Genomic DNA, 26,996 nt, shown 5'->3' with positions numbered 1-26,996 from the left:
GAGGATGAGCGAACGCGCAGGCAAGAGCACCGGTGCCCAGTGGTTCCCCGCCGACTGGCCGGACCGCATCCGCGCCCACGCGCGCGGCGACCTCGTCCCCGTGACGCCGCGCCGCGCCGCCACCGTACTGCTGCTGCGCGAGGCGCCCGACGGCCCCGGCGGGCTCCTCGTGCACATGCTGCGGCGCCGCGCGTCGATGGCCTTCGCGGCCGGCGCGTACGCGTACCCGGGCGGCGGCGTGGACCCGCGCGACAGCGAGACGGCCGTGCGCTGGGCGGGCCCCCCGCCCGCCGCCTGGGCGGAGCGCCTCGGGCTCGACGACGAGGGCGCGGCGCGCGCCGTGGTCTGCGCGGCGGTGCGCGAGACCTTCGAGGAGTGCGGGGTGCTCCTCGCGGGCCCGGACGCCGAGACGGTCGTCGCGGACGTCTCGGGGCCCGAGTGGGAGGCGGAGCGTGCGGCGCTCGTCGCCCACGAGACCTCCTTCGCCGCATTCCTCAACCGGCACGCGCTGGTGCTGCGGAGCGACCTGCTCGGCGGCTGGGCGCGCTGGATCACGCCGGAGTTCGAGGCGCGGCGCTACGACACGTGGTTCTTCGTCGCCGCGCTCCCGGAGGGCCAGCGCACGCGCGAGGTCTCCACGGAGGCCGACCGCACCGAGTGGGTGCGCCCGGTGGACGCCCTGCACCGGTACGAGGAGGGCGCCCTCCAGATGATGCCGCCCACCGTCGCGACCCTGCGCGACCTCGTCCCCTACGGCTCGCTGGCCGGGGTCATGGCCGACCTGGAGGGGCGCGCGCTCAAGCCCGTACTGGCGGAGGCGCGGCTCGACGGCGACGAGGTGATCCTGACGTGGCCGGGGCACGAGGAGTTCACGCGGCGGGTGCCGGGTGGGGAGGCGCCGGGTGGCGGGGCCCTCGGCGAAGGAGCCCCGGGTGAGGGGCCGGTCGGCGGGGGACCGGTCGGTGACGGCTCGGTCGGTGAGGGCGTGTGAGCGCCGTGCCCGCGCCGCCGGGGAGCCCGCGCGGGGCCGTCACGAGCGGCGCGGCGACGGCGCGCGCCGTCAACGTCCTCGCGCCGAACCCCTCGGCGATGACGCTCGACGGCACGAACACGTGGATCGTCGCGGAGCCCGGGTCCGGCCTCGCGGTCGTCATCGACCCGGGGCCGCTCGACGAGGGCCACCTCGCGCACGTCATAGCCACGGCCGAACGCGAGGGGCGGCGCGTCGCGCTGACGCTGCTCACGCACGGCCACCCCGACCACGCGGAGGGCGCGGCGCGCTTCGCGGAACTCACCGGGAGCCCGGTGCGCGCGCTCGACCCGGCGCTGCGGCTCGGCGAGGAGGGGCTCGCGGCGGGCGACGTCGTCACGACGGGTGGCCTCGAACTGCGCGTCGTACCGACCCCGGGTCACACGGGCGACTCGCTCTCCTTCCACCTCCCGGCGGACCGCGCCGTCCTGACGGGGGACACGGTGCTCGGTCGCGGTACGACGGTGGTGGCGCACCCGGACGGGCGGCTCGGCGACTACCTCGACTCGCTACGGCGGCTGCGGACGCTCACGACGGACGACGGCGTGGACATCGTGCTGCCGGGCCACGGCCCGGTCCTGGACGACGCGCGCGGGGCGATCGAGCACTACCTCGCGCACCGCGCGGCCCGCCTCGCGCAGGTCGAGGAAGCGGTCCGGGCGGGGCTGACGACGGCGCCGGAGGTGGTGGCGCGGGTGTACGCCGACGTGGACCGCTCGCTGTGGCCGGCCGCGGAGTGGTCGGTGGGGGCGCAGCTGGAGTACTTGCGGGAGCGGGGGGTGGGCGCGGGGTGAGCGGGTGAGCGCCCCTCACGAAGAGGCGGCCGTCCCCACCCGGGGACGGCCGCCTCTCGTACGTACGGAAGCCCCGTACGGAAGTCCTCGCACCTGCCTCGGCCACCGCCTCACAGCGGCCACTGCCTCAGCCAGGCCACCGCCTCGAAAGCAACCACTGCTTCAAGACAGTCGCCGCCTTGAAGCAGTCACCGCCTCCGGGCAGTCACCGCCTCAGCGCGACCGCTTCGCCAGCCGCTCCACGTCCAGCAGGATCACCGCGCGCGCCTCCAGCCGCAGCCACCCGCGACCGGCGAAGTCGGCGAGCGCCTTGTTGACCGTCTCGCGCGAGGCGCCGACGAGCTGCGCCAGCTCCTCCTGCGTCAGGTCGTGGACGACGTGGATGCCCTCCTCCGACTGCACACCGAAACGGCGCGAGAGGTCGAGGAGCGCGCGGGCGACGCGGCCCGGCACATCGGAGAAGACCAGGTCGGACATCTGGTCGTTGGTCTTGCGCAGTCGGCGGGCCACCGCGCGCAGCAGCGCGGCGGCGACCTCGGGACGCCCGCTGAGCCAGGGCTGGAGGTCGTTGTGCCCCAGGCCGAGCAGCTTCACCTCGGTGAGCGCGGACGCGGTCGCCGTGCGCGGGCCCGGGTCGAAGAGCGACAGCTCACCGATCAGCTCGCCGGGGCCGAGCACCGCGAGCATGTTCTCGCGGCCGTCGGGCGAGGTGCGGTGCAGCTTGACCTTGCCCTCCGTCACGACGTAGAGGCGGTCGCCCGGCTCACCCTCGTGGAAGAGGGACTCCCCACGCGCGAGCGTCACCTCACTCATGGAGGCGCGGAGCTCCGCCGCCTGTTCGTCATCGAGCGCCGCGAACAGCGGTGCGCGCCGCAGAACGTCATCCACGAGTTCTCTCCTTGTCGGCTGCTCAGGGGGACTGGTCATCTCCCATTGTGCCGGACGTGCCAAACAGTGTGATCAGTCACAAGTGTGCCGCACAGATGCTCGGTCCTGTGCGCCAGGGGGGCCGTGGGAGTGGCGTACCCCGTGCTCGGCGGCGGATGTCAGTACCCGGCCGTAGGCTGAGCGGGTGTCCGCGAAGCCTGGCGGTACAGGGCAGGTTGAGGCACCTGCGGTACGGCTCCGACCAGCGCGTTCCGCTGTGAGCGAACGCGGCGGGGATAGGGCCGTCAGAGGTCGTACGGGCACGGACGGGCCGGTACGGAACGGGACGAGCGATCGCCGCGAGCAGGCGCGCGGCGTCGGCGGAGGGCACGGAGGACAGCCGGGTGACGACGAAGAAGACGGCAGCGGAGAAGACGACGGCCGAAAAGCCGGCGAAGAAGGCGGCCACGCCCGCCGGCAAGGCGGCAGCCGAGCCGGCCACCGCCAGGAAAACGGCGGCGAAGAAGGCAGCCGCCAAGAAGACGGCACCGGCCAAGAAGGCGGCCCCCACCAAGACGTCCGCGACGAAGACCTCCACCGCGAAGAAGGCCACCCCCACCAAGAAGGCCACCGCCAAGAAGTCCCCCGCCCCCAAGCCCCCCGGCTTCGCCAAGCGCGAGTCCCGGGCCGCCATGGTCGAGCGCGCGCACGCCATCAACGAGGTGCTCGCCGAGACCTACCCCTACGCCCACCCCGAGCTGGACTTCGAGGACCCCTTCCAGCTCCTCGTCGCCACCGTCCTCTCCGCGCAGACCACCGACCTGCGGGTGAACCAGACGACCCCCGCGCTCTTCGCGAAGTACCCGACCCCCGAGGACATGGCGGCGGCGGTCCCCGAGGAACTGGAGGAGCTGATCCGTCCCACCGGCTTCTTCCGGGCCAAGGCGCGCTCGCTGCTCGGCCTCTCGGCGGCGCTGCGCGACGACTTCGACGGCGAGGTCCCGGCGACCGTCGACGCGCTCGTGAAGCTGCCCGGAGTGGGCCGGAAGACGGCTTTTGTCGTACTTGGCAATGCTTTTGGCGTCCCCGGGATCACTGTCGACACCCACTTCGGACGGCTCGCGCGCCGCTGGAAGTGGACGACGTCCGAGGACCCGGTGAAGGTCGAGTCCGATGTCGCCGCGATCTTCGAGCCGAGCGAGTGGACGATGCTCTCGCACCGCGTGATCTTCCACGGCCGCCGCATCTGCCACTCCCGCCGCCCCGCCTGCGGCGCCTGCCCGGTGGCACCGCTCTGTCCCTCGTACGGCGAGGGCGAGACCGACCCGGAGAAGGCGAAGAAGCTCCTCAAGTACGAGAAGGGCGGCATGCCGGGCCAGCGCCTGAAGCCCCCCGCCGACTTCCCGGGTCCCCCCGCGCCACCCCTGGGCGGCTGACGGAGCCCTGAGCGCCCCTGAGACGTCTCAGGGGCGCCCCCCGGGGGCTCCTCAGGGGCGCCCCCGGGGGTTCGTACGCGCCCCCACGCTCCCCGTGCACCCGCGTCTCCCCGGTCCCCGGAACACAGCGGCTTCGCACAGACGTTGGAGCGGGAGAGGAAGACGACGAAACGACGACCGGCCCTGCCGGAAGAAGACCTGGTGGTGAAGCAACCCTGAGCACCGAGAGCGAGTTCCGTACCGACGAACGTGCCCCCGGCAACGCCGACGGCACGCCCGAGGACGGACGCGGTACGCACGAAGGCGGACGCGGTACGCACGAGAGCGCGCGCGGCAGCGCCACGTACGAGAGCGCGCGCGGCAGCGCCACGTACGAGAGCGCGCGCGGCAGCGGCACGGACGAAGCCGGACGACGCGGCAGCGGTGCGAACCCGACGCCCGCCCCGCACCCGGAGGGCGCCCACCCCGCGCGCCCCCTCCCGCCCCGCGCCCTCGCACCGGAGGCCCTTCCCCCGGCACCCCTCCCCGAGCACGCCCCTGCCCCCGACCCCCTCCACGGCCCACCCGCTCCCCTCGCCCCCGTCCTGACCACCGAGGGCCTGCCCCGCTGGCTCGATCCGGTCGTGGCGGCGGTGCGGACGGTACGGGGCGAGCAGCTCAGCGCCTTCCTGCCACCGGCGGACGGCGGGGGCCGCCAGTCGGCGGTGCTCATCCTGCTCGGCGAGGGCGAGGACGGCCCCGAGCTGCTGCTCACCGAGCGGTCCTCCTCCTTGCGCGCCCACGCGGGCCAGCCCTCCTTCCCCGGCGGCTCCCTCGACCCGGCCGACGGCGACCCGCTCACCACCGGGCCGCTGCGCGCCGCGCTCCGCGAGGCCGAGGAGGAGACGGGCCTCGACCCGGCCGGCGTCCAGCTCTTCGGGGTCCTGCCGCGCCTCTACATCCCGCTGACCCGCTTCGTCGTGAGCCCCGTGCTCGGCTGGTGGCGCGAGCCCAGCCCCGTCCGGGCCGTGGACCCGGGCGAGACCGCGCGCGTCTTCTCGGTGCCGGTGAGCGAACTCACGGACCCCGCGCACCGCGCTGTCGCGGTCCACCCACGCGGTCACGAAGGCCCCGCTTTCCTCGTCCGCGACGCTCTGGTCTGGGGTTTCACCGCCGGAGTCATCGACCGCTTGCTGCACTTCGCGGGCTGGGAGCGACCATGGGATAGGGGGAAGCGGGTCTCACTCGACCGGCACGCATGACAGGGTGTCCCGGTGAACGCGCTGGACTTCTTCTTGCTGGCCGCCGCCGTGTGGTTCGCGATCGTGGGCTATCGCCAGGGTTTCGTCGTCGGCATCCTGTCCGTGATCGGCTTCCTCGGTGGCGGGCTCCTCGCCGTGTGGGTACTGCCCGTGCTCTGGGACGCGCTGACGGACAACTCGGAGGCGAGCACGACCGCGGTCGTGGTCGGGGTGATCATCGTCATCGTGTGCGCCTCCACGGGCCAGGCGTTCACCACCCATCTCGGCAACAAACTGCGCACCCACATCACGTGGAGTCCGGCGCGCGCGCTCGACGCGACCGGCGGTGCCGTCGTCAACGTCCTCGCGATGCTCCTCGTCGCCTGGCTCCTCGGCTCGCTCCTCGCGCAGACGACGCTGCCCACCCTCGGCAAGCAGGTCCGCAACTCCAAGGTGCTCCTCGGCGTCTCGCAGGCCATGCCCCAGCAGGCGGACAACTGGTTCTCCGACTTCCGCTCGGTCCTCGCGCAGAACGGCTTCCCGCAGGTCTTCAGCCCCTTCTCGAACGAGCCGATCAAGCCCGTCGACCCCCCGGACCCCGCCCTGGCCAACAGTCAGGTCGCGCGGACGGCGAAGCAGTCGGTCGTCAAGGTCGTCGGCACCGCCTCGGGCTGCGGCAAGGTACTGGAGGGCTCCGGTTTCGTCTTCGCCAAGGACCGCGTGATGACCAACGCGCACGTCGTCGGCGGGGTCGGCGAACCGACCGTCCAGATCGGCGGCCAGGGCAGGCGCTACGACGGCACCGTCGTGCTCTACGACTGGAAGCGCGACATCGCGGTCCTCGACGTCCCCGGCCTGCCCGCGCCCTCGCTGCGCTTCACGAAGGGCGACGCGGAGCCCGGCGACGGCGCGATCGTCGCCGGTTTCCCGGAGAACGGCGACTACGACGTCCGCCCCGCCCGCGTCCGGAGCCGCATCACCCCGACGGGCCCCGACATCTACCACCGGGGCACGGTGAGCCGCGATGTCTACTCGCTCTACGCCACGGTGCGCCAGGGCAACTCCGGCGGCCCGCTCCTCACGACGGACGGCCGCGTGTACGGAGTCGTCTTCGCCAAATCGCTCGACGATCCCGACACCGGCTACGCCCTCACCGCCGACGAGGTCCGCGACGACATCGCCCAGGGCCGCACCGCGAACCAGCGCGTCGACACGGAGAGCTGCGCGCTCTGACCGCACGCGGGGCCCCGGCCCCACGGATCACGTGGGGCGGGGCCCTGTGCGCGCGTACGTACGGGGTGGAGCGGGGCCGGGAGGCGGGGCAGTCGCGCGCGCGGTGGCGGCGCGCCCTGCGGCCGTATGCGGAGAACAGCGCCGTCCTGCGGCTGCCGTACGCGGGAGTGTGCGCCCCCGCGCCTCCGTGCTCCCCGGCCGGGCCCTGGCGTGGGCGCCGGGGCGGTTCAGTCGCGCGTGTGCCGGAGACGGGCCGAGACCCAGCGGGCCCGGCGGCGGAGGATGAGGGGGATATTGACCCCGTCCGGGGAGGGATGCGGTGCGCCGGAACCCAACGGGCCCGGCCCCTCGTGGCTGCTCAGCGCGGAGACTGAGCGGCGGTCGCGTGCTGCGTCACTGTAGTCGTGCGTCCAGCCCATACCCCGTCCCTGCCCGGCTCCCATGGTCGGTAATCGCACCCCCGGCACCTAATTGGCCTATGCGGCTGGCAACACCTGTTCGATCGTCAGACGGCCCCGTCCGCTCAGCGGTACGGGTGGGGCCGGACGGACCGGAGAAGGGGAGCACACGGCAGCGCGGGGGGCGCACGCCCCGGAACGCACGTCGGCGGTCCGACGGCGGACGCGTGGGGTTCCGGGGACCCGGCGGCCCACCTCAGCGGTATGCGGCCCGCCTCACGGGTCCGCGCCCGCCTCAGCGGTCCGGTTCGGGGTCCCGCAGCCAGTCGATCAGCTCGCGGTTGAAGCCGAGCGGGTCCTCCTCGTGCGGGAAGTGCCCGAGCCCCTCGTAGAGCCGCCAGCGGTACGGGGCCTCGACGTACTCGCCCGAACCGGCCGCCGAGCGCGTGCGCAGCACCGGGTCGAGCGCCCCGTGCAGGTGCAGCGTCGGAACCCGTACGGGCCGCTTCATGCGCCGGTAGAACTGCACCCCGTCGGGCCGCGCGAGCGAGCGCACGAGCCAGCGGTACGGCTCCACCGCGCAGTGCGCCGTCGAGGGGATGCGCATCGCCCTGCGGTAGACGTCGACCGTCTTGTCGTCCGGGAGACGCGGCCCGGACCAGTTCCGCAGCAGCTCCCCGACGAGCGCGCCCTCGTCGGCGACGAGCTGCCGCTCGGGGACCCAGGGGCGCTGGAAGCCCCACACGTACGAACCTGCGGCGGACTGGCGGGGGTCCCTGAGCATCGCCGCGCGCCAGCGGCGCGGGTGCGGCATGGAGGAGACGACGAGGCGGCGCACGAGCTTGGGCCGCATGACCGCCGCCGTCCAGGCGAGGTAGCCGCCGAGGTCGTGCCCGACGAGCGCCGCGTCCGGCTCGCCGAGCGAGCGGATCACGCCGGTGATGTCGAGTGCGAGGTTCGCCGGGTCGTAACCGCGCGGCGTGCGGTCGCTGCCGCCGACTCCGCGCAGGTCCATCGCGACCGCCCGGTACCCGGCGGCGGCGAGCGCGGTGAGCTGCTCGCGCCACGTCCACCAGAACTGCGGGAAGCCGTGCACGAGCATGACGAGCGGCCCCTCGCCCACCTCCGCGATGTGGAAGCGCGCGCCGTTCGCCGCCACGTCCCGGTGGGTCCAGGGACCGTCGATCCGGATCGCGGGGGCGGATTGCGCCGAACGGGGGTCGGTAGCCGTCATGAGGAGGAGCGTGCCACAGCGGAGGCGCCGTCCGCTTCCTCGCCGCCCTTCCGCGCCAGCGGCGGGAACTTCTCCAGCTCCGGCGTCTCGGGACGCGGGTGGGGCTTCGCGTTGGAGAGGACCGCGGCATCGGCCTTCGCCGCCGCCGCCGCCTTCTGCGGACCCCGGCCCTTCTGCGCCTTCTTGAAGAGGACGAGCCCGATGAGGGCGAAGAGACCGGCCACGATGAGGCTCGCGGCGAAGGAGAGCAGGAAGCAGACGGAGATGTGCCAGCCGCTCCACGACCGGATGCCGTAGGCGAGCGCGAAGCTCAGCATCGGGAGCGAGAAGAGGGCGAGGGTCAGCGCGACGATGAACGCGGCGCTCCCGGCGACCCCCTTCTTCACGTCCTTCATGATCTGCACCTTGGCGAGCGCGATCTCGTCGTGCACCAGCGCGGACAGTTCGGAGGTCGCGTGGGCCACGAGCTGGCCGAGGCTGCGGTCCGCGCTCAACGCCGCAGCCGCCTTCTCGGGCTCGCCGGGACGGTGGCTCGCGCTGTCGGGTGCGCTCATCGCGTACTCCCTCTTCTCTTTCGCCGGTCTGCGCGGGGACCGGGCTCGCGGCCCCCGCCTCGTCCGGGCGGCGGCGCACCCGCCCGAAACACGGTCAGGGTTCAGATCATGCCGGACCCTTGCCCTTGCCGCTTCCCCCGCCCCGCCCGGCTGACTCCTCTTGGGTGCGGTACGGGTTCTCCCACGGGGGCGTTGTGCCAGTCCGGGCGTACGGCGTGCGGGTCCGCCTTGCGTCGTACGGGTCCGTCTGGCGTCTGGCGTCGTACGGGTCCGCGTCGCGGCGTACGGGGCTGCCTGACCGCGTTACGGGTCCGCCTGACCGCGTACGGGTCCGCCTCGCGGCGTAAGTCCGTCGCATGGCCCATGGCGCGTCCTCGCTCGCCGACGCCCTGTCAGGCGTCCCCCGCCTCCGGGTCCTCCCGCTCCCGGGCGCGGGCGCGGTGTTCGGCCGCCCGCCTCTCGTAGGAGTCGGCGAGGCGCTGATGGTGCGCCGGGTCGTCCTGCTGGTAGACGTCCGGTACGCCGTCGAGGTCCTCGTCGCGCTCCTCCTCCGCGAGCAGCCGCACGTAGACCCGGTTGCGCAGCCGCAGCAGGACGGCGGCCAGCAGGACCGCGAGGAGTGAGCCGACGAGCACGGCCGCCTTGACCTCGTCGGTGAGGTGCGGGTCGTCCGTGAAGGCGAGTTCCCCGATGAGGAGGGACACGGTGAAGCCGATACCGGCGAGCACGGAGACCGCGAAGAGATCGGACCAGGCCAGTTCGTCGCTGAGCGAGGCCCGCGTGAAACGCGCCGTCAGCCACGTACCGCCGAAGATCCCCACCGCCTTGCCGACGACCAGCCCGAGGACCACCCCGAGCGTCTCGGGGCGCGTGAAGATGTCGGCGAGCGCGTCGCCGCCCACCGCGACCCCGGCGGAGAAGAGCGCGAACAGTGGCACCGCGAGCCCCGCCGAGAAGGGGCGCACCAGGTACTCGACCCGCTCCCCGGGGGACGCCTCCTCGCCCTCCTCGCGGTGGCAGCGCAGCATGAGGCCCATCGCGACGCCCGCGATCGTCGCGTGCACGCCGCTGTTGTACATGAGCCCCCAGATCACCAGCGCGAGCGGCACGTACACGTACCAGCCCCGCACCCGCAGGTGCCGCAGCAGGACCCAGAAGACGACGAGCCCCGCGACGGCCCCGCCGAGCGCGAGGAAGTTCAGGTCGCTCGTGAAGAAGACCGCGATGATCAGGATCGCGAAGAGGTCGTCGACGACCGCGAGCGTCAGGAGGAAGGCGCGCAGGGGCGAGGGCAGCGCGGTGCCGAGCACGGCGAGCACCGCGAGCGCGAAGGCGATGTCCGTCGCGGTCGGGACCGCCCAGCCGCCCAGGTCGCCCCCGCCGACCGTGTTGACGAGCGTGTACACGAGCGCCGGCGCGATCATCCCGCACGCCGCGGCGACCACAGGCAGCAGCGCGGCCTTGGGATCGCGCAGATCCCCCGCGACCAGCTCGCGCTTCAGCTCGGCGCCCGCGACGAAGAAGAACACCGCGAGCAGCCCGTCCGCCGCCCAGTGCTCCACGGAGAGGCGCAGCCCGAGGGAGCCGGGCCCGAAGTGGAAGTCGCGGACGGTCTCGTAGCTGTGCGACAGGGGTGTGTTCGCCCAGACGAGCGCGAGGACGGCGGCGACGAGGAGCAGCACCCCGCCGAGCGTCTCGGCGCGCAGGGCGTCGGCGAGGTAGCGGTACTCGGGCAGCGGGAGGCGGCCGAGGAAACGGCGCCCGGGAGGGGGCATGCGGGTGCTGGGCACAGGGGTCTCCAGGTCCGGCGCCCGTGCGGGCGCGGTTCGGCGTCAGGTGATCACACGCCGACCAGACTTCCCGGCACCCCTCTTCGTTTGTCGGTACGCAGGGCGTACGGGGCCACCTTACTCACCGGTCCCACGCCGGGCCCTGACCTGCCGGTCGGACGGCAGGGACACAGCGGCGTCGGCCGCGCCGCGTGCTTGGTGTACAACTGTACGCCGAGCACGCGTGTGCGGGTCGGTTTACATCTGTACACCGGGGGAGCGTGCATACGGGTGTACAGCTGTGCACCGGGCGCCCCCGCGCCTCCCCGCGAACGGCGAAGGGACGGGCCCCGGAGGACCCGTCCCTTCCTCAGCCGACGGATACCGTCAGTCGTCGCTCCCGCCGGAGGCCGGCAGCTTCGACTGGATGAGGTCCATCACCGAGGAGTCCGTCAGCGTCGTGACGTCCCCCAGCTCACGGTTCTCCGCCACGTCGCGCAGCAGCCTCCGCATGATCTTCCCGGACCGCGTCTTCGGCAGCTCGGCGACCGCCATGATCCGCTTCGGCTTGGCGATCGGCCCCAGCGTCGCGCCCACGTGGTTGCGCAGCTCCGCGACCAGGTCCTCCGACTCCGTCGCGCTGCCGCGCAGGATCACGAAGGCGACGATGGCCTGACCCGTGGTCTGATCGGCCGCGCCGACGACCGCCGCCTCGGCGACAGCCGGGTGCGAGACGAGCGCGGACTCGACCTCGGTCGTGGAGATGTTGTGCCCCGACACGAGCATGACGTCGTCGACCCGGCCGAGCAGCCAGATGTCGCCGTCCTCGTCCTTCTTCGCCCCGTCACCGGCGAAGTACTTGCCCTCGAAGCGCGACCAGTACGTGTCGATGAAGCGCTGGTCGTCGCCCCAGATGGTGCGGAGCATCGACGGCCACGGCTCGGTGAGCACGAGGTAGCCGCCGCCCCCGTTGCCGACCTCGTTGCCCTCGTCGTCCACGACCGTCGCCGAGATCCCGGGCAGCGGCGTCTGGGCCGAACCCGGCTTCGTCGCGGTGACGCCTGGCAGCGGCGAGATCATCATCGAGCCGGTCTCGGTCTGCCACCACGTGTCGACGATCGGGGCCTTGTCGTGCCCGATGTTCTTCCGGTACCACATCCACGCCTCGGGGTTGATCGGCTCACCGACCGAACCGAGCACCCGCAGCGAGGAGAGGTCGAACTTCGCGGGGATGTCGTCGCCCCACTTCATGAACGTGCGGATCGCCGTCGGCGCCGCGTACAGGATCGTCACCCCGTACTTCTGGATGACCTCCCAGAAGCGCCCCTGGTGCGGAGTGTCCGGCGTGCCCTCGTACATCACCTGGGTCGCGCCGTTGGAGAGCGGCCCGTAGACGATGTACGAGTGCCCGGTGACCCAGCCGATGTCGGCCGTGCACCAGTAGACGTCCGTCTCCGGCTTGAGGTCGAAGACCGCGTGGTGCGTGAAGCTCGCCTGGGTGAGGTAGCCGCCCGAGGTGTGCAGGATGCCCTTCGGCTTACCCGTGGTACCCGAGGTGTAGAGGATGAAGAGCGGCTGCTCGGCCTCGAATGCCTCGGGCGTGTGCTCGGCCGACTGGCGCTCGGTCAGCTCGTGCCACCACACGTCGCGGCCCTCGGTCCACGCCGTGTCCTCGCCCGTACGGCGGACGACGACGACGTGCTCGACCGTGTCGAAGCGCGAGACGGCCGCGTCCACGGCCGGCTTGAGCGCGCTCGGCTTGCCGCGCCGGTAGCCGCCGTCGGCCGTGATGACGACCTTCGCGTCCGCGTCGGCGATCCGCGCGGCGATCGCGTCGGCCGAGAAGCCGCCGAAGACGACCGAGTGCATCGCGCCGATGCGCGCGCAGGCGAGCATCGCGATCACGGCCTCGGGGATCATCGGCAGGTACACCGCGACCCGGTCGCCCTTGCCGACGCCCAGCTCGATCAGGCCGTTCGCGGCACGCGAGACCTCGTCCTTGAGCTGCGCGTACGTGATGCTGCGGCTGTCGCCCGGCTCGCCCTCGAAGTGGATCGCGACCCGGTCGCCGTTGCCCGCCTCGACGTGCCGGTCCACGCAGTTGTACGCGACGTTCAGCTTGCCGTCCGCGAACCACTTGGCGAACGGCGGGTTCGACCAGTCCAGGGTCTCGGTGGGCTCCGTCTCCCAGCTCAGCCGACGCGCCTGCTCGGCCCAGAAGCCGAGGCGGTCCTCGCGCGCCCGCTCATAGGCGTCCGCCTTCACATTGGCGTGCGCCGACAGCTCCGCCGGCGGCGCGAACTTGCGCTCTTCCTTGAGCATGTTGGCGATTGACGAACGCTCGCTCACTGACCCACCGTCCCGTGGTGTAGACCAATTCTGTCCTGCCATGGGGATTCAACGCTTGCGGAGACACGAGGTCAACCCCCGCAAAGCGGACCCGCCAGAGCGCGCGTGGGCCACGCGGCCCCGCTACCCCTGGCACGTACGTCCCAGGTCGGAGGTTCATCCGCCACGCCCACGAGGTGCGCGAACGCACCGCGAGCTTCAACGAGCCCACCCGCCCGGCGACACCCCGACGGCCCCGCTTTTCCCGCTCCTGCCCACCCGCCCCGCCTCCCACTCCCCGCCGCCTGGCGGCGCGTCTCCACCGGGTGGCGGGCCCGGCTCCGCCGGAGACTGGGGGCCGGGGGCAGCGGGCAGCGGGCAGCGGGGGCGCGACGTGGCGGGGCGGCGTGGCTCCGCCCTCGTACGTACGGGATGGAGCAGCCGTACGTAAGAGGGCGGACGCCTCGGGTCGGACGCCGCAAGGTGGGCGCCTGCGGCGTGGACGCCTGCGGGCGGACGCCTCAGGTGGGACTCAAGGTGGACGTCACCGGGCGGAGGTTCGGCCAACGGACGGGCGTGTCCGGGTCCTCCGCGCGGGGGAGTCGTCCTCCTTCCCGCGGATCATTCGCGGTCCGCTCAGGCGGGCACGGGCCGCTCCGGCTCCTGGGCGCCGCTCACCTCCTCGAAGACCGGTACGGCCCCGGCGGCGTCCTCACGGAGCAGGTACGCCTGCGCCTCGCCGACGTGGAAGTACACGCCGTGCAGCGCGAGGCTGCCTTCGGCGAGCCTGCGGGCCACCGCTGGATGCCCCCGCAAGTGGTCGAGCTGCTGCACGATGTTGACGAGGCAGAGCTGCTCGGCCACATCGGCGGGATCGCGTCGCGCGAATCCGGGAAGCGCGCTCGCGTCCCCCCGCAGCCGCGCGAGGCTCGGCGCCCCGTACCGCAGCCACCGCCACAGCGGCGACAAGAGCGCGCCGTCCCGCTCTTCGCCCACGGCCCCGCCGCGTCGTTCGTCCTCGCTCAACAGCGCCTGCATCGCGCCGCAACCGGAGTGTCCGCACACGGTGATCGACTCGACGCGCAGCACGTCGACCGCGTACTCGATAGCCGCTCCCACCGAGTCGTCGCCGCTCATCGCGCCGCCACCGTTCACGGAGGCGACCCCGCTCCCCGTCGGGCCGTCCGGACCGTCGTCCGCTCCGTGCGGGGGGACGAGATTGCCCACGTTGCGGACGGTGAAGAGGTCGCCCGGACCGCTCGCCGTGATCATGCTCGTGACGAGGCGGGAGTCCGCGCAGGTGAGGAAGAGCTGCGAGGGCCGCTGCCCCTCCCGCGCGAGACGGGCGAGTTCCTCGCGCATGTGGGGCGCCGTGTCGCGCTGGAAGGCGCTGATCCCGGAGACGAGGCGCTGCGCCCCGCTGCCCCTGCCGGTCGACGCGGCCACGGGGCCGATCGTCGCCGGCCTGCGGTGGTTGCGCCAGGGCGTCCAGGGGCGGCAGTGGCCGTGCGATCCGGCCGCCGGTTCGGTGATACGGGTGCCGACCGGCCCCGTCATGCTGACCACGCCTCCCTGCGCGGTGTACGAGGTCCGCCAGTCCTGGAGCGTCTCGAAGGCGGCGTGGTCCATGAACGAGCCGTCCAGCTCGACGACCACGGTGGCTTTCGCCGGTACGTGGTGCAGCATCCGGCTGAGCCGGGGCACGGCCAGGAAAGTCAACTCCCCGCGCACGTGTACGAGGTGGTGACCCGCCCGCTCGTGGTGGACGATCCGGGTGCGGCTGAGCCGGTGCAGGGCGAGCCCAACCGCGACAGCGATGCCGAGACCGACCCCTTCGAGCACCCCGAGGAAGACGACACCGCACGTCGTCACCCCGTAGACGAGGAACTCCCGGTGCCTCGTCACGGTCCTGATGTGGTGCAGATTGACCATCTGGACGCCCACGGACATCACGAGCGCGGCGAGCACCGCGAGCGGGATGTACTGGAGCAAAGGCACCGCGAGCAGCGCGGCGACCAGTACCCACACCCCGTGCAGCATCGTCGAGGCGCGGCTCACCGCGCCCGCGTTGATGTTGGCGGTGCTGCGGACGGCGACCCCGGCGACGGGCAGTCCGCCGAGGGCGCCCGAGGCGATGTTCGCCGCGCCCTGGCCGAGCAGTTCGCGATCGAGGTTCGACCGCGGCACCCGGGCCGCCTGCTCGGGCCGTCCGGCGACGAGCTTGTCGACGGCGACCGCGCCGAGCAGCGACTGCACACTCGTGACGAGCGTGATCGTCACGACCGCGGCGACGACGCCACCGAGGGAGCCTTCCGGCAGGGCGGCCAGCGCGTGGTTGCTCCACGAGGGCAGGTCCACGCGGGGCAGCGAGAGCCCCAGGAGCGCCGCGACGAGCGTCGCCGCGGTGACCGCGACGAGCGTGGCGGGCAGCAGCTTCGCGAGCCGCGCGGCACGCCCCGGCAGCTTCGGCCACAGGTAGAGCACGGCGAGCGTCACCACGCTCATCGCGAGCGCTGCCCACTGTGTCCCCGCGAGCTGCGCCGGGAGCCCGCGGAGATTGTCGAGCACACTGCTCTGTGGCGTACCGCCGAGCACGATGTGCACCTGCGCGACCGCGATCGTGATGCCGATGCCCGCGAGCATCCCGTGCACGATCGCCGGGCTCACCGCGAGCGCGGAACGCGCCACCCGCAGCATCCCGAGCCCGAGCTGGCAGACCCCGGCGAACACGGTGATCGCGCAGGTCGCCCGCCAGCCGTACTGCTGGATGATGTCGGCCGTCACGACCGTGAGCCCGGCCGCGGGCCCGCTCACCTGGAGCACCGAGCCCCCGAGCCGCCCCGCGATGAGCCCGCCCACGGCGGCGGCGACGAGCCCCGACTGAAGCGGCGCCCCGGTCGCGAGCGCGATGCCGAGCGAGAGCGGCAGGGCGATGAGGAACACGGAGATCGAGGCGGAGAGATCGACCGCCTCGGGGAGGCGGAAACGGGGGTGCGAGCGGAGGCGGGGGCCGCCGCCGGGAGGGGGGGATGGGGGGCGAGGGGAGTCGTGGGGGGCGGTGTGCGGGGGGTGTGGGGTGTCGGGGTGGACGTGGGTGGGGGGTGTGGGAGACGTCTGGGGCGTGGGGGATGTCGGGCGTGTGGGGGACGTCTGGGGTGTGGGGGGTTCGGCCGTACGGGCCGGGGTGGGCCTGGTGGCCTCGGCCTCGCCGGGGCCGGGCTGGTCGGGGCCGGTCCGGCCCAAGCCGGGCTGGCCGGAGCCTGTGTCGGCCTTGTCGGGAGCGGGGGCAGGTCCGGGCTTGCCGTGTCCGGGCTTGTCGGGGCCGGGTCCGGGCTTGTCGGGCTCCGGCGGTCCGTGCGAGGTGTGGGTGTTTACGCGAGAGGTCATCTTCCCGTCTCCTCCGGGGCTGCGCGGTCGCGTCAGAGCGCGGCCGTGGGTCACGGCGTACAGCGGCGGGATGCGTGGTGTGCGGGGTGCGCTGAGTGTGCGGTCGGTGGCTGCCTGCGAGGGTCCGGGGCCGGGGACGTACGCGCGAGATGGGGGTGGGGGAGGCGACGCGCCGGTTCCGGGAGGACCACCGAGCACAGTGTTTCAACACTTGGTAAACGGATCGTAATTGAGAGTAAAGGATTCTTGCCGTCTATCGGGGCAAACAGGCCATCACTTCACCCGCAAGAGTGATTAATCATTTTGTACGGCTTGTCAGTCCATGACGGAATCGCCCCGTGTGTGACCTTGGCGCGGACCTCGGCCGGACCCTTCCCGCCTGCGGGACGCGGTGCGGCCCACGTGAGCGATGCAAGGAAGAAGGTGGGCCGTCATGGCTGCCACCAGAAGAATGACGGCGGTGGCCACAGTGGCCGCCGCCTGCGCCGTCGCCCTGACCGGCTGCGGGGGCGGCGCCTCCCACAACACCGATCACCCCAGGGCTCAGGGCAAGAAGGAGAAGGCCGAACCCGCCCCCGCCCCGAAGAACGCCGTCCGCCTCATCGGCGACGGCTCGACCGCCTTCACCGGCGTCCAGCCGCACCAGCTGCGCCCCGAGAAGCTGAAGCCCGGCCAGGAGCCACCCCAGTTCGTCGTCTTCTCGTGGGACGGCGCGGGCGAGGACGGCCAGAAGCTCTTCTCGCACTTCCGCAAGGTCGCCAAGGAGAACAACGCGACCATGACCTTCTTCCTCAGCGGGGTCTACATGCTCCCCGGCGCGAAGAAGGACCTCTACCACCCGCCCATGCACTCCCCGGGCCGCTCCGACATCGGCTTCAACGACCTCAAGGGCATCCGCGACACCGTCGACCAGGTCCGCGGGGCCTGGCTGGACGGCCACGAGATCGGCACCCACTTCAACGGCCACTTCTGCGGCAAGGGCGGCGGCGTCGGCGAGTGGTCCGTCGCGGACTGGCGCAGCGAGATCAGCCAGGCCAAGCAGTTCGTGAAGACGTGGAAGACCAACACCTCCACCGGCAAGACCGACCCGCTCCCCTTCGACTACGACAAGGAGCTCATCGGCGGGCGCACCCCGTGCCTCGAAGGCCAGAAGAACTTCATGGCCGCTGCGGGGCCGATGGGCTTCCGCTACGACAGCAGCGGTGTCCGCGAACAGGTCTGGCCCACCAAGAAGCAAGGCATGTGGGACCTCTCGATGCACATGGTCCCGATGCCCGGCCACACCTACGAGACCATCTCGATGGACTACAACTTCCTGGTCAACCAGTCCGGGACGACGCAGGGCGACCCCGCGAAGCGCGAGTTCTGGGGCAACCAGATGCGCCAGGGCCTCCTGGAGTCCTTCGACCGCTCCTACCGGGGCAACCGCGCCCCGGTGATCATCGGCAACCACTTCGAGTCCTGGAACGGCGGCACCTACATGCGCGCCGTCGAAGGCGTCGTCAAGACGGTCTGTCACAAGAAGGGCGTCCGCTGCGTCTCCTTCCGCGAACTCGCCGACTGGCTCGACGCCCAGGACCCCGCGACCCTCGCCAAGCTCCAGAAGCTCGGCGTGGGCCAGCCCCCCAAGGACGGCTGGGGCGCGCTCGACTCCACCACCCCGGCCGCCGCCGACGCCGCCGCGGGCGCCCAGCCGCAGAAAAAGGAGGAGAAGAAGCACTGAGCCGGGCGGGGACGAACGAAGCAGGCCCCTGCGGGGCCGGCGTCCCACAGGGGCCCGCCCCTCCGGGACCGTCCTCGCGCAGTGCGTCCCCGGAACCGTTCAGCGCTCCCGGCAGCTGGGGGGAGCGCCGCGGCCGGTCCCGCTGGCGCACAGCGGCACGGCCGACAACCGGTGAGATGTGGTGGGGTCCGTCGCGACGGACCCCACCGGCTCCGCACCCGGACCGGCATTCGGGGTGCCGGCCCGGGTACGGGCTCTGGGCTGATCGTACGGGTCCCGGGCCGGGGGAGGGGCCGGTTCGGGAGAACGACGCAGACCGTGGCCCGGACGCTACACGGACCACCCATCCCCGCAGTACGCCTCGCCGCCCTCCGCGCCTCCCACCCCCACACGCCTTCGCCGACTGCCCGGCACCCCGTCAGCCCCGGCCCGCCACCCCCACGGCGCGTCGCCCGACCCCTCAGGATTCCCTGCCGCGCAAGGGCTCCAGGCACCCGGGCGCCCCTCCCCGGCCCCGCGAACCGGCCTCCGTCAACGCCGGCTCACCGCCCGTCGCCCCGCTTCGCGGACGTCAACCTCGCGCCTCTCTCAGACCCTTCCTTCGGGGAGCCCCAAGCCGTCAACGAGCCGCCCCCGGTTCGCCCGCCCGTGTCACCACACCCGCTCAGGGCGAGGACAGCGGAGACGGTCGACCCCGTCCTCGCCGCGCGCCGTCCCGCACCGATCGCGTCTCCTCAGACCGCGTCCGTCATCGCGTCCTGGTCGAGCACGTGCCGCAAGCCGCCCGGACTCCGCTTCCGTCCGCTCTCGTCCAGAACGAAGTCGGGGTCGACCTGCGAGGCGAGGTTCGCCCCGGTCCGGTCGTTGCCCCAGCTCCGCGCGTTCTTCAGGTGGAAGTGCACCATCTGCCGCGTGTACCGCTCCCAGTCCCGCCGCGTGTACGTGGCGTCCGCGCACCCTTGGAGACTGGCCAGAGCCGCCCTGTTCTCCTCCTCCAGCTCCCCGAACGGCGCCGAGCGCCCCTTCTCCATCGCCCGCACCCACCCCGACCTGCCGACCGTCACCAGCAAGTCTTCGCCGACTTCGTCCCGCAGGAACGCGAGGTCGTCCGGCTCGTCCACCTTGTTGCCCACGACGCGGAGCGCCACCCCGAAGTCCCGTGCGTACTCCTTGTACTGGCGGTACACCGACACGCCCCGCCGGGTGGGCTCCGCCACCAGGAAGGTCATGTCGAAGCGGGTGAACAGACCGGAGGCGAAGGAGTCCGCTCCGGCGGTCATGTCCACCACCACGTACTCGTCCCGCCCGTCGACGAGGTGGTTCAGGTACAGCTCCACCGCCCCGACCTTCGAGTGGTAGCAGGCCACCCCGAGATCCGCCTCGGTGAACGCCCCCGTGACCATGAGCCGGGCGTCCGCCCCGTCCAGCTCCACCCGGCGTGCGCAGGCGTCGTGCACCGGGTTCGCCTCCGCCACCCGCAGCAGACGCGAACCGGCTCCCGGCGGCGTCGTCTTGATCATGGTGTCCACCGAGGCGATACGGGGGTTGCTCCCCCGCAGGTACTCCTTGATGAGCGGAAGGCGCACGCCCATCGCAGGCAGCTGGGCGGCCTCCTCCTCGGCCAGGCCGAGGGCCACGCCGAGGTGCTGATTGATGTCGGCGTCCACGGCCAGGACGGGGGCGCCCGTCCGCGCGAGGTGACGAACGAAGAGTGCGGCCAGGGTCGTCTTGCCGCTGCCGCCCTTCCCTACGAAAGCGATCTTCATATTCACCAAGCGTAGAGAGGTCGTGGCGCCCCGTGTCCAATCCGCGTGAAGAACACCACTCCTTCGAGGGGCGCGCCCGCCGAATGCGTAGGGTCGTACTCATGAGTACGACAGCAGCGGGCGCCGACCCGTTCGCCGCCCTCGCGGACCTGCCGGGGGTGCCCGAGGCGGTCGAATCCGTCCGCACCGCCGTGGACCGGGTCTACGCCCACCGCGTCATGCGGCGCCGCAGCAACGAGATCAGCTCCGAGGCCGCCCTACGGGGCGCTCGCGCCTCCGCCGCGCTCGACGGGGCCGACTGGGCGCTGGAGGAGGTGCGCCGCCGCACCGACTTCGGCTCGGAGCTCGAGGCGCGCACGGTGGGCGCGGCGCTGCGGCTGAGCGCCGAGGCGGGACAACTCCTCTCTGTATGGGGCCAGTCGCCCATGCGTGTACTGGCCCGGCTGCACGTGGTGGCCGAGGCCAAGGAGGCCCCCGAGGTGGGGCGGCCCCGGGTGGCGGGCGAGGGCGTCCAGGACCGCGATCTCGGGCTCGCCCTCCCTGACGCCGCCGAGACCGCGGCCAGGCTGGAGGGGCTGACCGCCCTGCTTGCCTCCGGCTCCAAGGCGCCGGCCCTGGTCGTCGCCGCGATCGTGCACGGCGAACTCCTCGCCCTGCGACCTTTCACGACACGCAACGGACTGGTCGCGCGCGCCGCCGAGCGCATCGTGCTGGTCGGCTCGGGCCTCGACCCGAAGGCGGTGTGCCCCGCCGAGGTGGGTCACGCGGAGCTGGGAGCCGAGGAATACTCCCGAGCCCTGGCCGGATACGTGACCGGCGCCCCGGCGGGTGTGGCCGGCTGGATCCGGCACTGTGCGCGTGCGGTGGAACTCGGCGCGCGCGAGTCCACCGCCGTGTGCGAGGCGCTTCAGCGCGGGGCTGCCTGAAGCGCCCTCCCCGAGTGGGTGAGCCGTCGGCGACGGCCTCCTGGCACCCGCTGTCGGTGCGAGGGCTCGGGGGGATCACGAGCGGGGGCGGCTCAGCTGCTCGTGAGCGAGCGGCGGCGGCTGGAGTACCAGACCAGCCCCGCGGCGGCGACGGCGCCGAACGCCGCCGCGGCGAGGAGCGCCGGCGTGGGCGGCCGGAACCTCGGCAGGCGCTGCTTGAGCCGTACCGGACGGTGGAAATCCAGTACTGGCCACTCACGGGCCTGTGCCTCCTTCCGCAGCGTGCGGTCGGGGTTGACGGCGGCCGGGTGTCCCACCGCCTCCAGCATCGGCAGGTCGGTCGCCGAGTCGCTGTAGGCGTAGCAGCGGGCCAGGTCGTAGCCCTCGGTCGCCGCCAGTTCCTTCACCGCCTCGGCCTTGGTGGGGCCGTAGGCGTAGTACTCCACTTCGCCCGTGTAGCACCCGTCCTCACCCACCACCATGCGGGTCGCGACGACCCGGTCGGCACCCAGCAACTCGCCGATCGGCTCCACCACTTCGGCGCCCGAGGTGGAGACGATCACCACGTCGCGCCCGGCCGCGTGGTGCTCCTCGATGAGGGACGCCGCCTCGTCGTAGATGATCGGGTCGATGAGGTCGTGCAGGGTCTCGGCCACGATCTCCTTGACCTGCCGCACGTTCCAGCCGCGACACAGGGAGGAGAGATAAGAGCGCATCCGCTCCATCTGGTCGTGGTCGGCGCCGCCCACGAGGAAGACGAACTGCGTGTACGCCGTTCGCAGAGCGGCCCTGCGGTTGATCAGTCCGCCTTGATAGAAGGACTTGCTGAACGTGAGTGTGCTCGACTTCGCAATGACGGTCTTGTCGAGATCGAAGAAGGCGGCCGTGCGCGGCAAGGAGTGGTTTTCCACGGGGCCGAGCATAGGCGCCCTCCATTCGGCGTAAGGCAGCGCGTACGGGTTTGCCTGAGAGGACCCTCGGGTACACCATGGAAGTCACGGATCGTTCGCGACCGTGTCCAACACGGCCCGACTCCTCCCCCCCCCCGAGTCGGCCGTGGAAGACGACCCCCGCTCTCCCCCCCCGGCGGGGGTCGTCGCATGTCTGCGGTCTTTTGATGCGGTATGTCCGACTCGCCATCAGCTTCACCCCCTCCGTGCACGACGTGCTCCTGCCCCGGCCGCCGGTGCGGTCGAGTGCTCGTGATGCACAGCCTGTCACGGTCCGTGGTCGCTCGGCCGCATCGAGCTGAAATCTGTGGATAACTTCGGTACTTCTCCCACTCTCGTCACCGGAATGAGTGACGGGAATATCCACTTCCCCTGAGTTATCCACAGATTTGCCGTCGGCTGCTCAATGCCTCCACGCCCTCTGCAAGCCTTAATGCGTTCGCGAAGAACGCGCAGGCCGTCACGGGGGTCTTCCTCGTCGACGAAGCGCTTCATTTCGCGGTGCGCGCATATGCGCGGCAGGCCGGTCAGCGGGGCGGATCCCGCGCGCGGACGGCAAAGACGACCGAAGGGAAGCGGAAGTGATGGGTGTGCACGGGGGAAGGCGCGAAGGGGTACGAGCAGGCGCGGGGCGGGACGGGACAAGGCCCGGGTACTTCGCGCCGGGGAGCACGGCCCGGATGCCGCGCGGGAAGCCGATGGCGAGTGTCTCCGGTACGGAGGTGAAGGAGGGGCGCCCGCCGGGGCCGCTCGTCATCACCGAGGACCCCGAACTCCTTGATGACGTGCTGCGGTTGTGCGCCGCGGCGGGCGTCCTGCCCGAAGTGCGTCACACGGCGCCCGAGCGGCGCGGGGACTGGGAGGCGCCTCCTCTCGTCCTGCTCGGCACCGACGTACTGCCTCGCCTCTCAGGAGTGAACCGCAGACCCGGGCTTCTGGTGCTGAGCCGCGTCCCTGTCACCGGGCCCGGCGTCTGGCGGCACGCGGTGGAGCGGGGCGCTGAGCACGTGCTCGTGCTGCCCGACGCGGAGGAATGGCTCACCGACCGGCTCGCCGAAGTCTCCGAGGTGGCTGAGGGAGGGACCGCGGGACCCGCCCTCACCGTCGGCGTCATCGGGGGCCGTGGCGGTGCGGGCGCCTCGACGCTCGCCTGCGCCCTGGCGCTTTCCTCGGCGGCCGACAACAGGAAGACGCTCCTCGTGGACGCCGACGCCTGGGGCGGTGGCATCGACGTCGTCCTCGGCGCCGAGCGCCAGAACGGCCTACGGTGGCCAGACTTCGCACGCTCCCGGGGCCGGTTGAGCGGCAGCGCGCTGGAGGAGTCCCTGCCCGCCGTGCACGGTCTGCGCGTCCTCAGCTGGGACCGGGGGGAGACCCCCGGCATCCCGCCCGAGGCGGTACGCGCGGTCCTCGCGGCCGGACGACGCCGGGGCGGAGCCGTCGTCGTCGACCTGCCGCGCCGCTGCGACGCGGACGTGGCGGAGGTACTGCGCCAGCTCGACCTCGTACTGCTCCTCGTCCCCAAGGAACTGCGTGCCCTCGCTTCGGCGCGCAAGGTCGCCGCGAGCCTCGGCGCCCTGACGCCCGACGTCCGGCTTCTCGTCTCCGCGCCGCCCGTCCCCGTGGCCACCGCACTGGACACGGCGGAAATGGTGCGGCTGCTCGGGCTGCCCTTCGTCGGCGAAGTGCCCTGGGAGGGCGGCCTGGTGCGCGCACAGGCCACTGGGCAGCCGCCCGGCTCGCGTGGCCCGCTCGCCCGCTTCTGCCAGGACTTCTGGGACGAGGCCGCGCCACCGCAGCAGGGAACGTCCCGGCGCGGCCGAGGACGCAAAGGCGTACGGGGCACCCACGCCCGGAGCGCCCGCCGGGAACGCCCCACGCCACCGGGCGGCCCGGAGGCCGCACTCCCCGCCCCCGCGGGACCACGCGACAGCGGCGCCGCGCAGCGTACGGCCGAAGCGTGGGGGTTCGGGAGCGGTACGCGTGTGCTCGGCCGCCGCCCCGTCGGGGCCTGGCCCGAGGGAAGCCGCCCGCCTCGTCTCGCACGGCCCTCATGCACGACGTCGGGCTCGCGAGGCGCGCGGGAGTACGCGGCGGACGAGCAGGCGGCGCTCGCCTACCGGGCCGCTGTGCGCGAGGCGGGAGCACGCCGGTGATCGCCACCGCCGAAGGGCTCCTCGACGGCGTGCGCCGCTGGCTCGCCGAGCGCGGCGCCGAACCCACCCCGGCCAAGGTCGCGCTCGCCGTCCGGGAGCAGGGGGGCGTGCTGGGCGACAGCGAGGTGCTGCGCTTCACGCACCTCCTGCGATGTGAACTCATCGGCGCCGGACCGCTCGAACCGCTGCTCGCCGACCCGGAGGTGACGGACGTCCTGGTCTCCGCGCCGGACCGGGTCTGGGTGGAGCGCGGCGGCGGCCTTGAGCTGAGCGGTGTGCGCTTCGCGGACGCCGCGGCGGTACGGCGGCTCGCGCAGCGCCTCGCCGCCGTCGCCGGCCGCCGCCTCGACGACGCCCACCCCTGGGTGGACGCGCGCCTGCCCGACGGGACACGCCTGCACGCCGTGCTGCCCCCGGTCGCGGTCGGCTCCGCGTGCCTGTCCTTGCGGGTCGTGCGCCCCCGCGCCTTCACCCTGGCCGAACTGACGGCGGCCGGCACGATCCCGCCCGGCGGGGACACCGTCCTGCGCGCGCTCGTCGCCGGACGGCTCTCCTTCCTGGTCAGTGGCGGTACGGGTACAGGCAAGACGACGCTGCTCAGCGCGTTGCTCGGCCTCGCGGGGCCGACGGAGCGCCTCGTGCTGGCCGAGGACTCCGCCGAGCTGAGGCCCGCCCACCCCCACGTCGTGCGGCTGGAGACGAGGCCCGCCAACCAGGAGGGCGCGGGGCGCGTCACGCTCCAGGACCTCGTCCGGCAGGCGCTGCGAATGCGGCCCGACCGGCTCGTGGTCGGCGAAGTGCGCGGCGCCGAGGTCGTACACCTCCTCGCCGCTCTCAACACAGGCCACGAAGGCGGTTGTTGCACCGTCCACGCCAATACGGCCTCTGATGTTCCGGCCCGCCTGGAGGCGCTCGGGACCGCTGCCGGGCTCGACCGGGCCGCGCTGCACAGCCAGGTGGCCGCCGCGCTCTCCGTGGTCCTGCACCTGGCCAGGGACAGTGCGGGGCGGCGCAGGATCGCCGAGATCCGGGTGTTCGCGCGCGACCCGGCCGGGCTCGTCACGACGGTGCCCGCGCTGCGCTGGGGTGAGGAAGCCTTTGTACGTGAGGAAGGCTGGCCCCGGCTCAGGGAGTTGCTGCGCGAACGGGGCCAGGAGCTGGCGTCATGAGCGGGCACTCCTGGGCGGCGCTCGCGGAAGCGGCGCCCGGATGCCTCGGGGTGCTCGGATCACCCGCCTGGGCGCTCGTGCTGGCAGTGGCGGGCCTGGTGGTCGTACGCCGGGTCGGGCGGCCGGGCACCGCGAGGGCCAGGGCGCTGCTGACCGGCGGCACAGGGCAGGAGCCGCCCGAGGCGTGGCGACGCGCGCTCGCGCGACTGCGGGCCGGGTGGCGCCCGGAGTGGTGGTGTCCGCCGGGGGCGGCGGCGGTGGCACTGCTGGCGGGCTCCTTCGTCCCGCTGGTGCTGGCGCTGCCCGCCTGGCCAGTCGTGCGTCGCGTGCGTCGCACCCGCGCGGAGGCCCGCGCGCGGGCCGCACGAGCGGACGCGGTGGTGGTGCTGTGCGGACTCCTGGCCGGCGAGGTACGCGCCGGTAGCGGACCGGCCGAGGCCCTGGCCCACACGGTGAACGCCTGCGGCGAGCTAGGCCCGGCTCGGGCGGACATCCTCGCGGCGGCTCGCTTCGGCGGAGACGTTCCGGCGGCACTGCGCCAGGCGGCGCGCGTGCCGGGCGCCGAAGGGCTGGTCGGCCTGGCCGCCTGCTGGCGCGTGGCGCTCGACCGCGGAGCCGGGCTCGCGGTCGGCCTGGAGCGACTGGAGCGCGCGCTCCTCGCCGACCGGGACCAGCGCGCGGACCTCCTCGCGCAGCTGAGCGGAGCGCGCGCGACGGCGGGGCTGTTGGCCGCGTTGCCGCTCCTCGGACTGCTCCTGGGATCGGCGGTCGGCGCGGCACCGCTGCGCGTGCTGTTCGGCTCGGCGCCGGGGTTCGTGTGCCTTGTGATCGGGAGCGGGCTGGAGGCCGCCGGCGTGTGGTGGTGCCTGTGGCTCGTACGGCAGGCACAGCGCGGGGCGGGGGTGGCGCGGTGAACGCGGAGGCCGTCCACAGGATGGGGATCGCGTTGTGGGCGCTGACGCTGCTCCTTCTCCCGGCGACGCTCCTCGCCCGCCGCCGGCGAGCGGTGGTACGGGGCCGTGGGCGGCGGCTGTTCGGCGCGGCGTGGGGTGGCTCTCCGCTCCGCACGGGCATTCGGGCGGAGCCTGCCGCGGCGCGGCGGTGGGTGAGCGTTGTGGGAGCGGGGTGCGCCGTGTGGTCGCTGGTCGGCGGTACGCCGGGGGCGGCCTGCGGGTTCACGGTGGCCTGCGTCGTGCACCGGTGGATGCGTGCTGACGACGTACGCCGGTCGAGGAGCGCGTCCGAAGACGGTGGGCCGCCGAGGAACTTTCGGCGACCACGGCGGCGGGAGGAAGGGACTCCGGCCGATCTGCCGCTCGCGGCGGACCTCCTCGCCGCCTGCGTGGCGGCGGGGGCGGGGCCGGTGGAAGCGGCGGAGGCGGTAGGCGCCTCGCTCGACGAGCTGGTCGGGGAGCGGTTGCGGCACGTCGCGGCGGAGATCCGGCTGGGCGGAGAACCGGAGCGGGCCTGGGCCCTGTTCGGCTCGTTGCCCGGGGCGGGCGGGCTCGCGGGCCTGCTCCAGCGCGCCACGGTCTCCGGCGCGCCGGTCGCGGGACCGGCCCTGGCGCTTGCGGCGGACTGCCGCGCCCGCTGGGCGCGCGGCGCCACCGCGGCGGCTCGGCGGGCCGGGGTGCTCGTGACGGCGCCGCTCGGCCTCTGCTTCCTGCCGGCCTTCCTACTTCTCGGGGTGGCGCCCGTGCTGCTGGGGCTGGCGGGGGAGTTGACGCGCCGCTGAGCAAGGGCGACGACGGACAGCTCGGTGGGGCGAGAACCCGCCGAGGCGGAATGAAAACCAAGGAGTACGTGATGGGGAACAACGTGAAGGCTGCACGCGGGACGCGGGCGAAGGGCGCTGGGGCGCGCGGAACCACCCCCGGCAGGAAGCGGGGCACGACCGCCGCCAGGGGCAGGGCTCGCCAAGAAGTGAGGGAGGAGCGCCTCGTCATCGCTCGTGGCTGCCGCGCTCTCGCTGCCGGTGCGCGCGAGCGGGGCGCTCCGGACGGTCACCGGGCGGGGGATAGCCGGACAGGCGATCAGCGGGTGGCAGGCGCGGCGC

Annotated in this window: 19 protein-coding genes and 1 pseudogene; 11 read left to right on the top strand and 9 right to left on the bottom strand. The window is 73.1% G+C overall.

Annotated elements, in window-relative coordinates; genetic code table 11:
- The first annotated feature begins 4 nt into the window (after positions 1–4).
- Together STTU_RS14130 and STTU_RS14125 are read left to right on the top strand one after the other, a co-directional pair.
- Positions 5–991 carry an NUDIX hydrolase gene (locus STTU_RS14130; RefSeq protein ID WP_007823929.1) on the top strand — a complete coding sequence of 329 codons (987 nt, stop codon included), beginning with the start codon at positions 5–7 and terminating at the stop codon, positions 989–991.
- Complete coding sequence (locus tag STTU_RS14125) at positions 988–1,824, top strand: MBL fold metallo-hydrolase (protein WP_043255175.1); 837 nt, start codon at positions 988–990, stop codon at positions 1,822–1,824. The genes STTU_RS14130 and STTU_RS14125 overlap by 4 nt, the downstream gene beginning before the upstream one ends.
- Positions 1,825–2,037: 213 nt before the next feature.
- On the opposite strand, the gene STTU_RS14120 is transcribed toward STTU_RS14125, so the two are convergent.
- Positions 2,038–2,712 carry a Crp/Fnr family transcriptional regulator gene (locus tag STTU_RS14120; RefSeq protein ID WP_007823925.1) on the bottom strand — a complete coding sequence of 225 codons (675 nt, stop codon included), beginning with the start codon at positions 2,710–2,712 and terminating at the stop codon, positions 2,038–2,040.
- Positions 2,713–3,095: 383 nt separating this feature from the next.
- Between STTU_RS14120 and nth the strand changes: the two genes are divergently transcribed.
- The 3 genes from nth (at position 3,096) to STTU_RS14105 (ending at position 6,580) form a co-directional block, all read left to right on the top strand.
- Positions 3,096–4,127 (top strand): endonuclease III, encoded by a 1,032-nt coding sequence (gene nth, locus STTU_RS14115; RefSeq protein ID WP_007823924.1) that lies wholly within the window; start codon positions 3,096–3,098, stop codon positions 4,125–4,127.
- 584 nt (positions 4,128–4,711) lie between these two features.
- The gene (locus STTU_RS14110) at positions 4,712–5,368 is read left to right on the top strand and encodes an NUDIX hydrolase (protein ID WP_050794910.1); all 657 of its coding nucleotides are present in this window, start codon (positions 4,712–4,714) and stop codon (positions 5,366–5,368) included.
- Positions 5,369–5,380: 12 nt separating this feature from the next.
- Entirely contained in the window at positions 5,381–6,580 is a 1,200-nt protein-coding gene (locus STTU_RS14105) for a MarP family serine protease (protein ID WP_007823922.1), read from the top strand.
- Between the two features lie 227 nt (positions 6,581–6,807).
- Here STTU_RS14105 and STTU_RS35405 read toward each other — a convergent pair whose 3' ends face one another.
- From STTU_RS35405 to STTU_RS14080, 6 genes are all read right to left on the bottom strand, one after another.
- Positions 6,808–6,999: a hypothetical protein gene (locus STTU_RS35405; protein ID WP_009067666.1), complete on the bottom strand. Its 192-nt coding sequence runs from the start codon at positions 6,997–6,999 to the stop codon at positions 6,808–6,810.
- Between the two features lie 274 nt (positions 7,000–7,273).
- The gene (locus tag STTU_RS14100; RefSeq protein ID WP_009067667.1) at positions 7,274–8,212 is read right to left on the bottom strand and encodes an alpha/beta fold hydrolase; all 939 of its coding nucleotides are present in this window, start codon (positions 8,210–8,212) and stop codon (positions 7,274–7,276) included.
- On the bottom strand, positions 8,209–8,766 hold the full coding sequence (locus tag STTU_RS14095) for a phage holin family protein (protein ID WP_007823918.1): 558 nt from the start codon (positions 8,764–8,766) through the stop codon (positions 8,209–8,211). The genes STTU_RS14100 and STTU_RS14095 overlap by 4 nt, the downstream gene beginning before the upstream one ends.
- Before the next feature lie 392 nt (positions 8,767–9,158).
- Positions 9,159–10,541 carry a Na+/H+ antiporter NhaA gene (gene nhaA, locus STTU_RS14090; RefSeq protein WP_007823911.1) on the bottom strand — a complete coding sequence of 461 codons (1,383 nt, stop codon included), beginning with the start codon at positions 10,539–10,541 and terminating at the stop codon, positions 9,159–9,161.
- A gap of 381 nt (positions 10,542–10,922) precedes the next feature.
- A complete protein-coding gene (gene acs, locus STTU_RS14085; RefSeq protein ID WP_234019384.1) occupies positions 10,923–12,857 on the bottom strand; it encodes an acetate--CoA ligase in 1,935 nt (644 codons plus the stop codon).
- Positions 12,858–13,499: 642 nt separating this feature from the next.
- Positions 13,500–15,806 carry a bifunctional SulP family inorganic anion transporter/carbonic anhydrase gene (locus STTU_RS14080; protein WP_043255173.1) on the bottom strand — a complete coding sequence of 769 codons (2,307 nt, stop codon included), beginning with the start codon at positions 15,804–15,806 and terminating at the stop codon, positions 13,500–13,502.
- An 877-nt stretch (positions 15,807–16,683) separates the two neighbouring features.
- Here STTU_RS14080 and STTU_RS14075 point away from each other — a divergent pair.
- Positions 16,684–17,973: a lipoprotein gene (locus STTU_RS14075; RefSeq protein ID WP_043255170.1), complete on the top strand. Its 1,290-nt coding sequence runs from the start codon at positions 16,684–16,686 to the stop codon at positions 17,971–17,973.
- A gap of 734 nt (positions 17,974–18,707) precedes the next feature.
- Here STTU_RS14075 and STTU_RS14070 read toward each other — a convergent pair.
- Positions 18,708–19,739, bottom strand: a complete 1,032-nt coding sequence (locus tag STTU_RS14070) for an ATP-binding protein (RefSeq protein WP_007823899.1) — start codon at positions 19,737–19,739, stop codon at positions 18,708–18,710.
- Between the two features lie 101 nt (positions 19,740–19,840).
- On the opposite strand from STTU_RS14070, the gene STTU_RS14065 reads away from it, so the two are divergent.
- Positions 19,841–20,665, top strand: coding sequence for a hypothetical protein (locus tag STTU_RS14065; RefSeq protein WP_043255168.1), 825 nt, complete (start codon positions 19,841–19,843; stop codon positions 20,663–20,665).
- Positions 20,666–20,757: 92 nt separating this feature from the next.
- On the opposite strand, the gene STTU_RS14060 is transcribed toward STTU_RS14065, so the two are convergent.
- On the bottom strand, positions 20,758–21,588 hold the full coding sequence (locus STTU_RS14060; protein ID WP_007823897.1) for an HAD family hydrolase: 831 nt from the start codon (positions 21,586–21,588) through the stop codon (positions 20,758–20,760).
- Positions 21,589–22,313: 725 nt separating this feature from the next.
- On the opposite strand from STTU_RS14060, the pseudogene ssd reads away from it, so the two are divergent.
- The 4 genes and pseudogenes from ssd to STTU_RS14040 form a co-directional block, all read left to right on the top strand.
- A pseudogene (gene ssd, locus STTU_RS14055) lies at positions 22,314–23,402 on the top strand (septum site-determining protein Ssd); the annotation flags it as partial.
- Positions 23,403–23,767: 365 nt separating this feature from the next.
- The gene (locus STTU_RS14050) at positions 23,768–24,940 is read left to right on the top strand and encodes a TadA family conjugal transfer-associated ATPase (protein ID WP_043255166.1); all 1,173 of its coding nucleotides are present in this window, start codon (positions 23,768–23,770) and stop codon (positions 24,938–24,940) included.
- On the top strand, positions 24,937–25,854 hold the full coding sequence (locus tag STTU_RS14045; RefSeq protein WP_043255164.1) for a type II secretion system F family protein: 918 nt from the start codon (positions 24,937–24,939) through the stop codon (positions 25,852–25,854). Before STTU_RS14050 ends, STTU_RS14045 begins: the two co-directional genes overlap by 4 nt.
- The gene (locus tag STTU_RS14040) at positions 25,851–26,675 is read left to right on the top strand and encodes a type II secretion system F family protein (protein WP_043255161.1); all 825 of its coding nucleotides are present in this window, start codon (positions 25,851–25,853) and stop codon (positions 26,673–26,675) included. The genes STTU_RS14045 and STTU_RS14040 overlap by 4 nt, the downstream gene beginning before the upstream one ends.
- Positions 26,676–26,996 lie beyond the last annotated feature (321 nt).

The organism is Streptomyces sp. Tu6071 (assembly GCF_000213055.1).
Lineage (GTDB): Bacteria > Actinomycetota > Actinomycetes > Streptomycetales > Streptomycetaceae > Streptomyces > Streptomyces evansiae.
The sequence above is the reverse complement of the archived record's forward strand: the minus strand, read 5'-3'. Positions and strand labels throughout refer to the sequence as shown.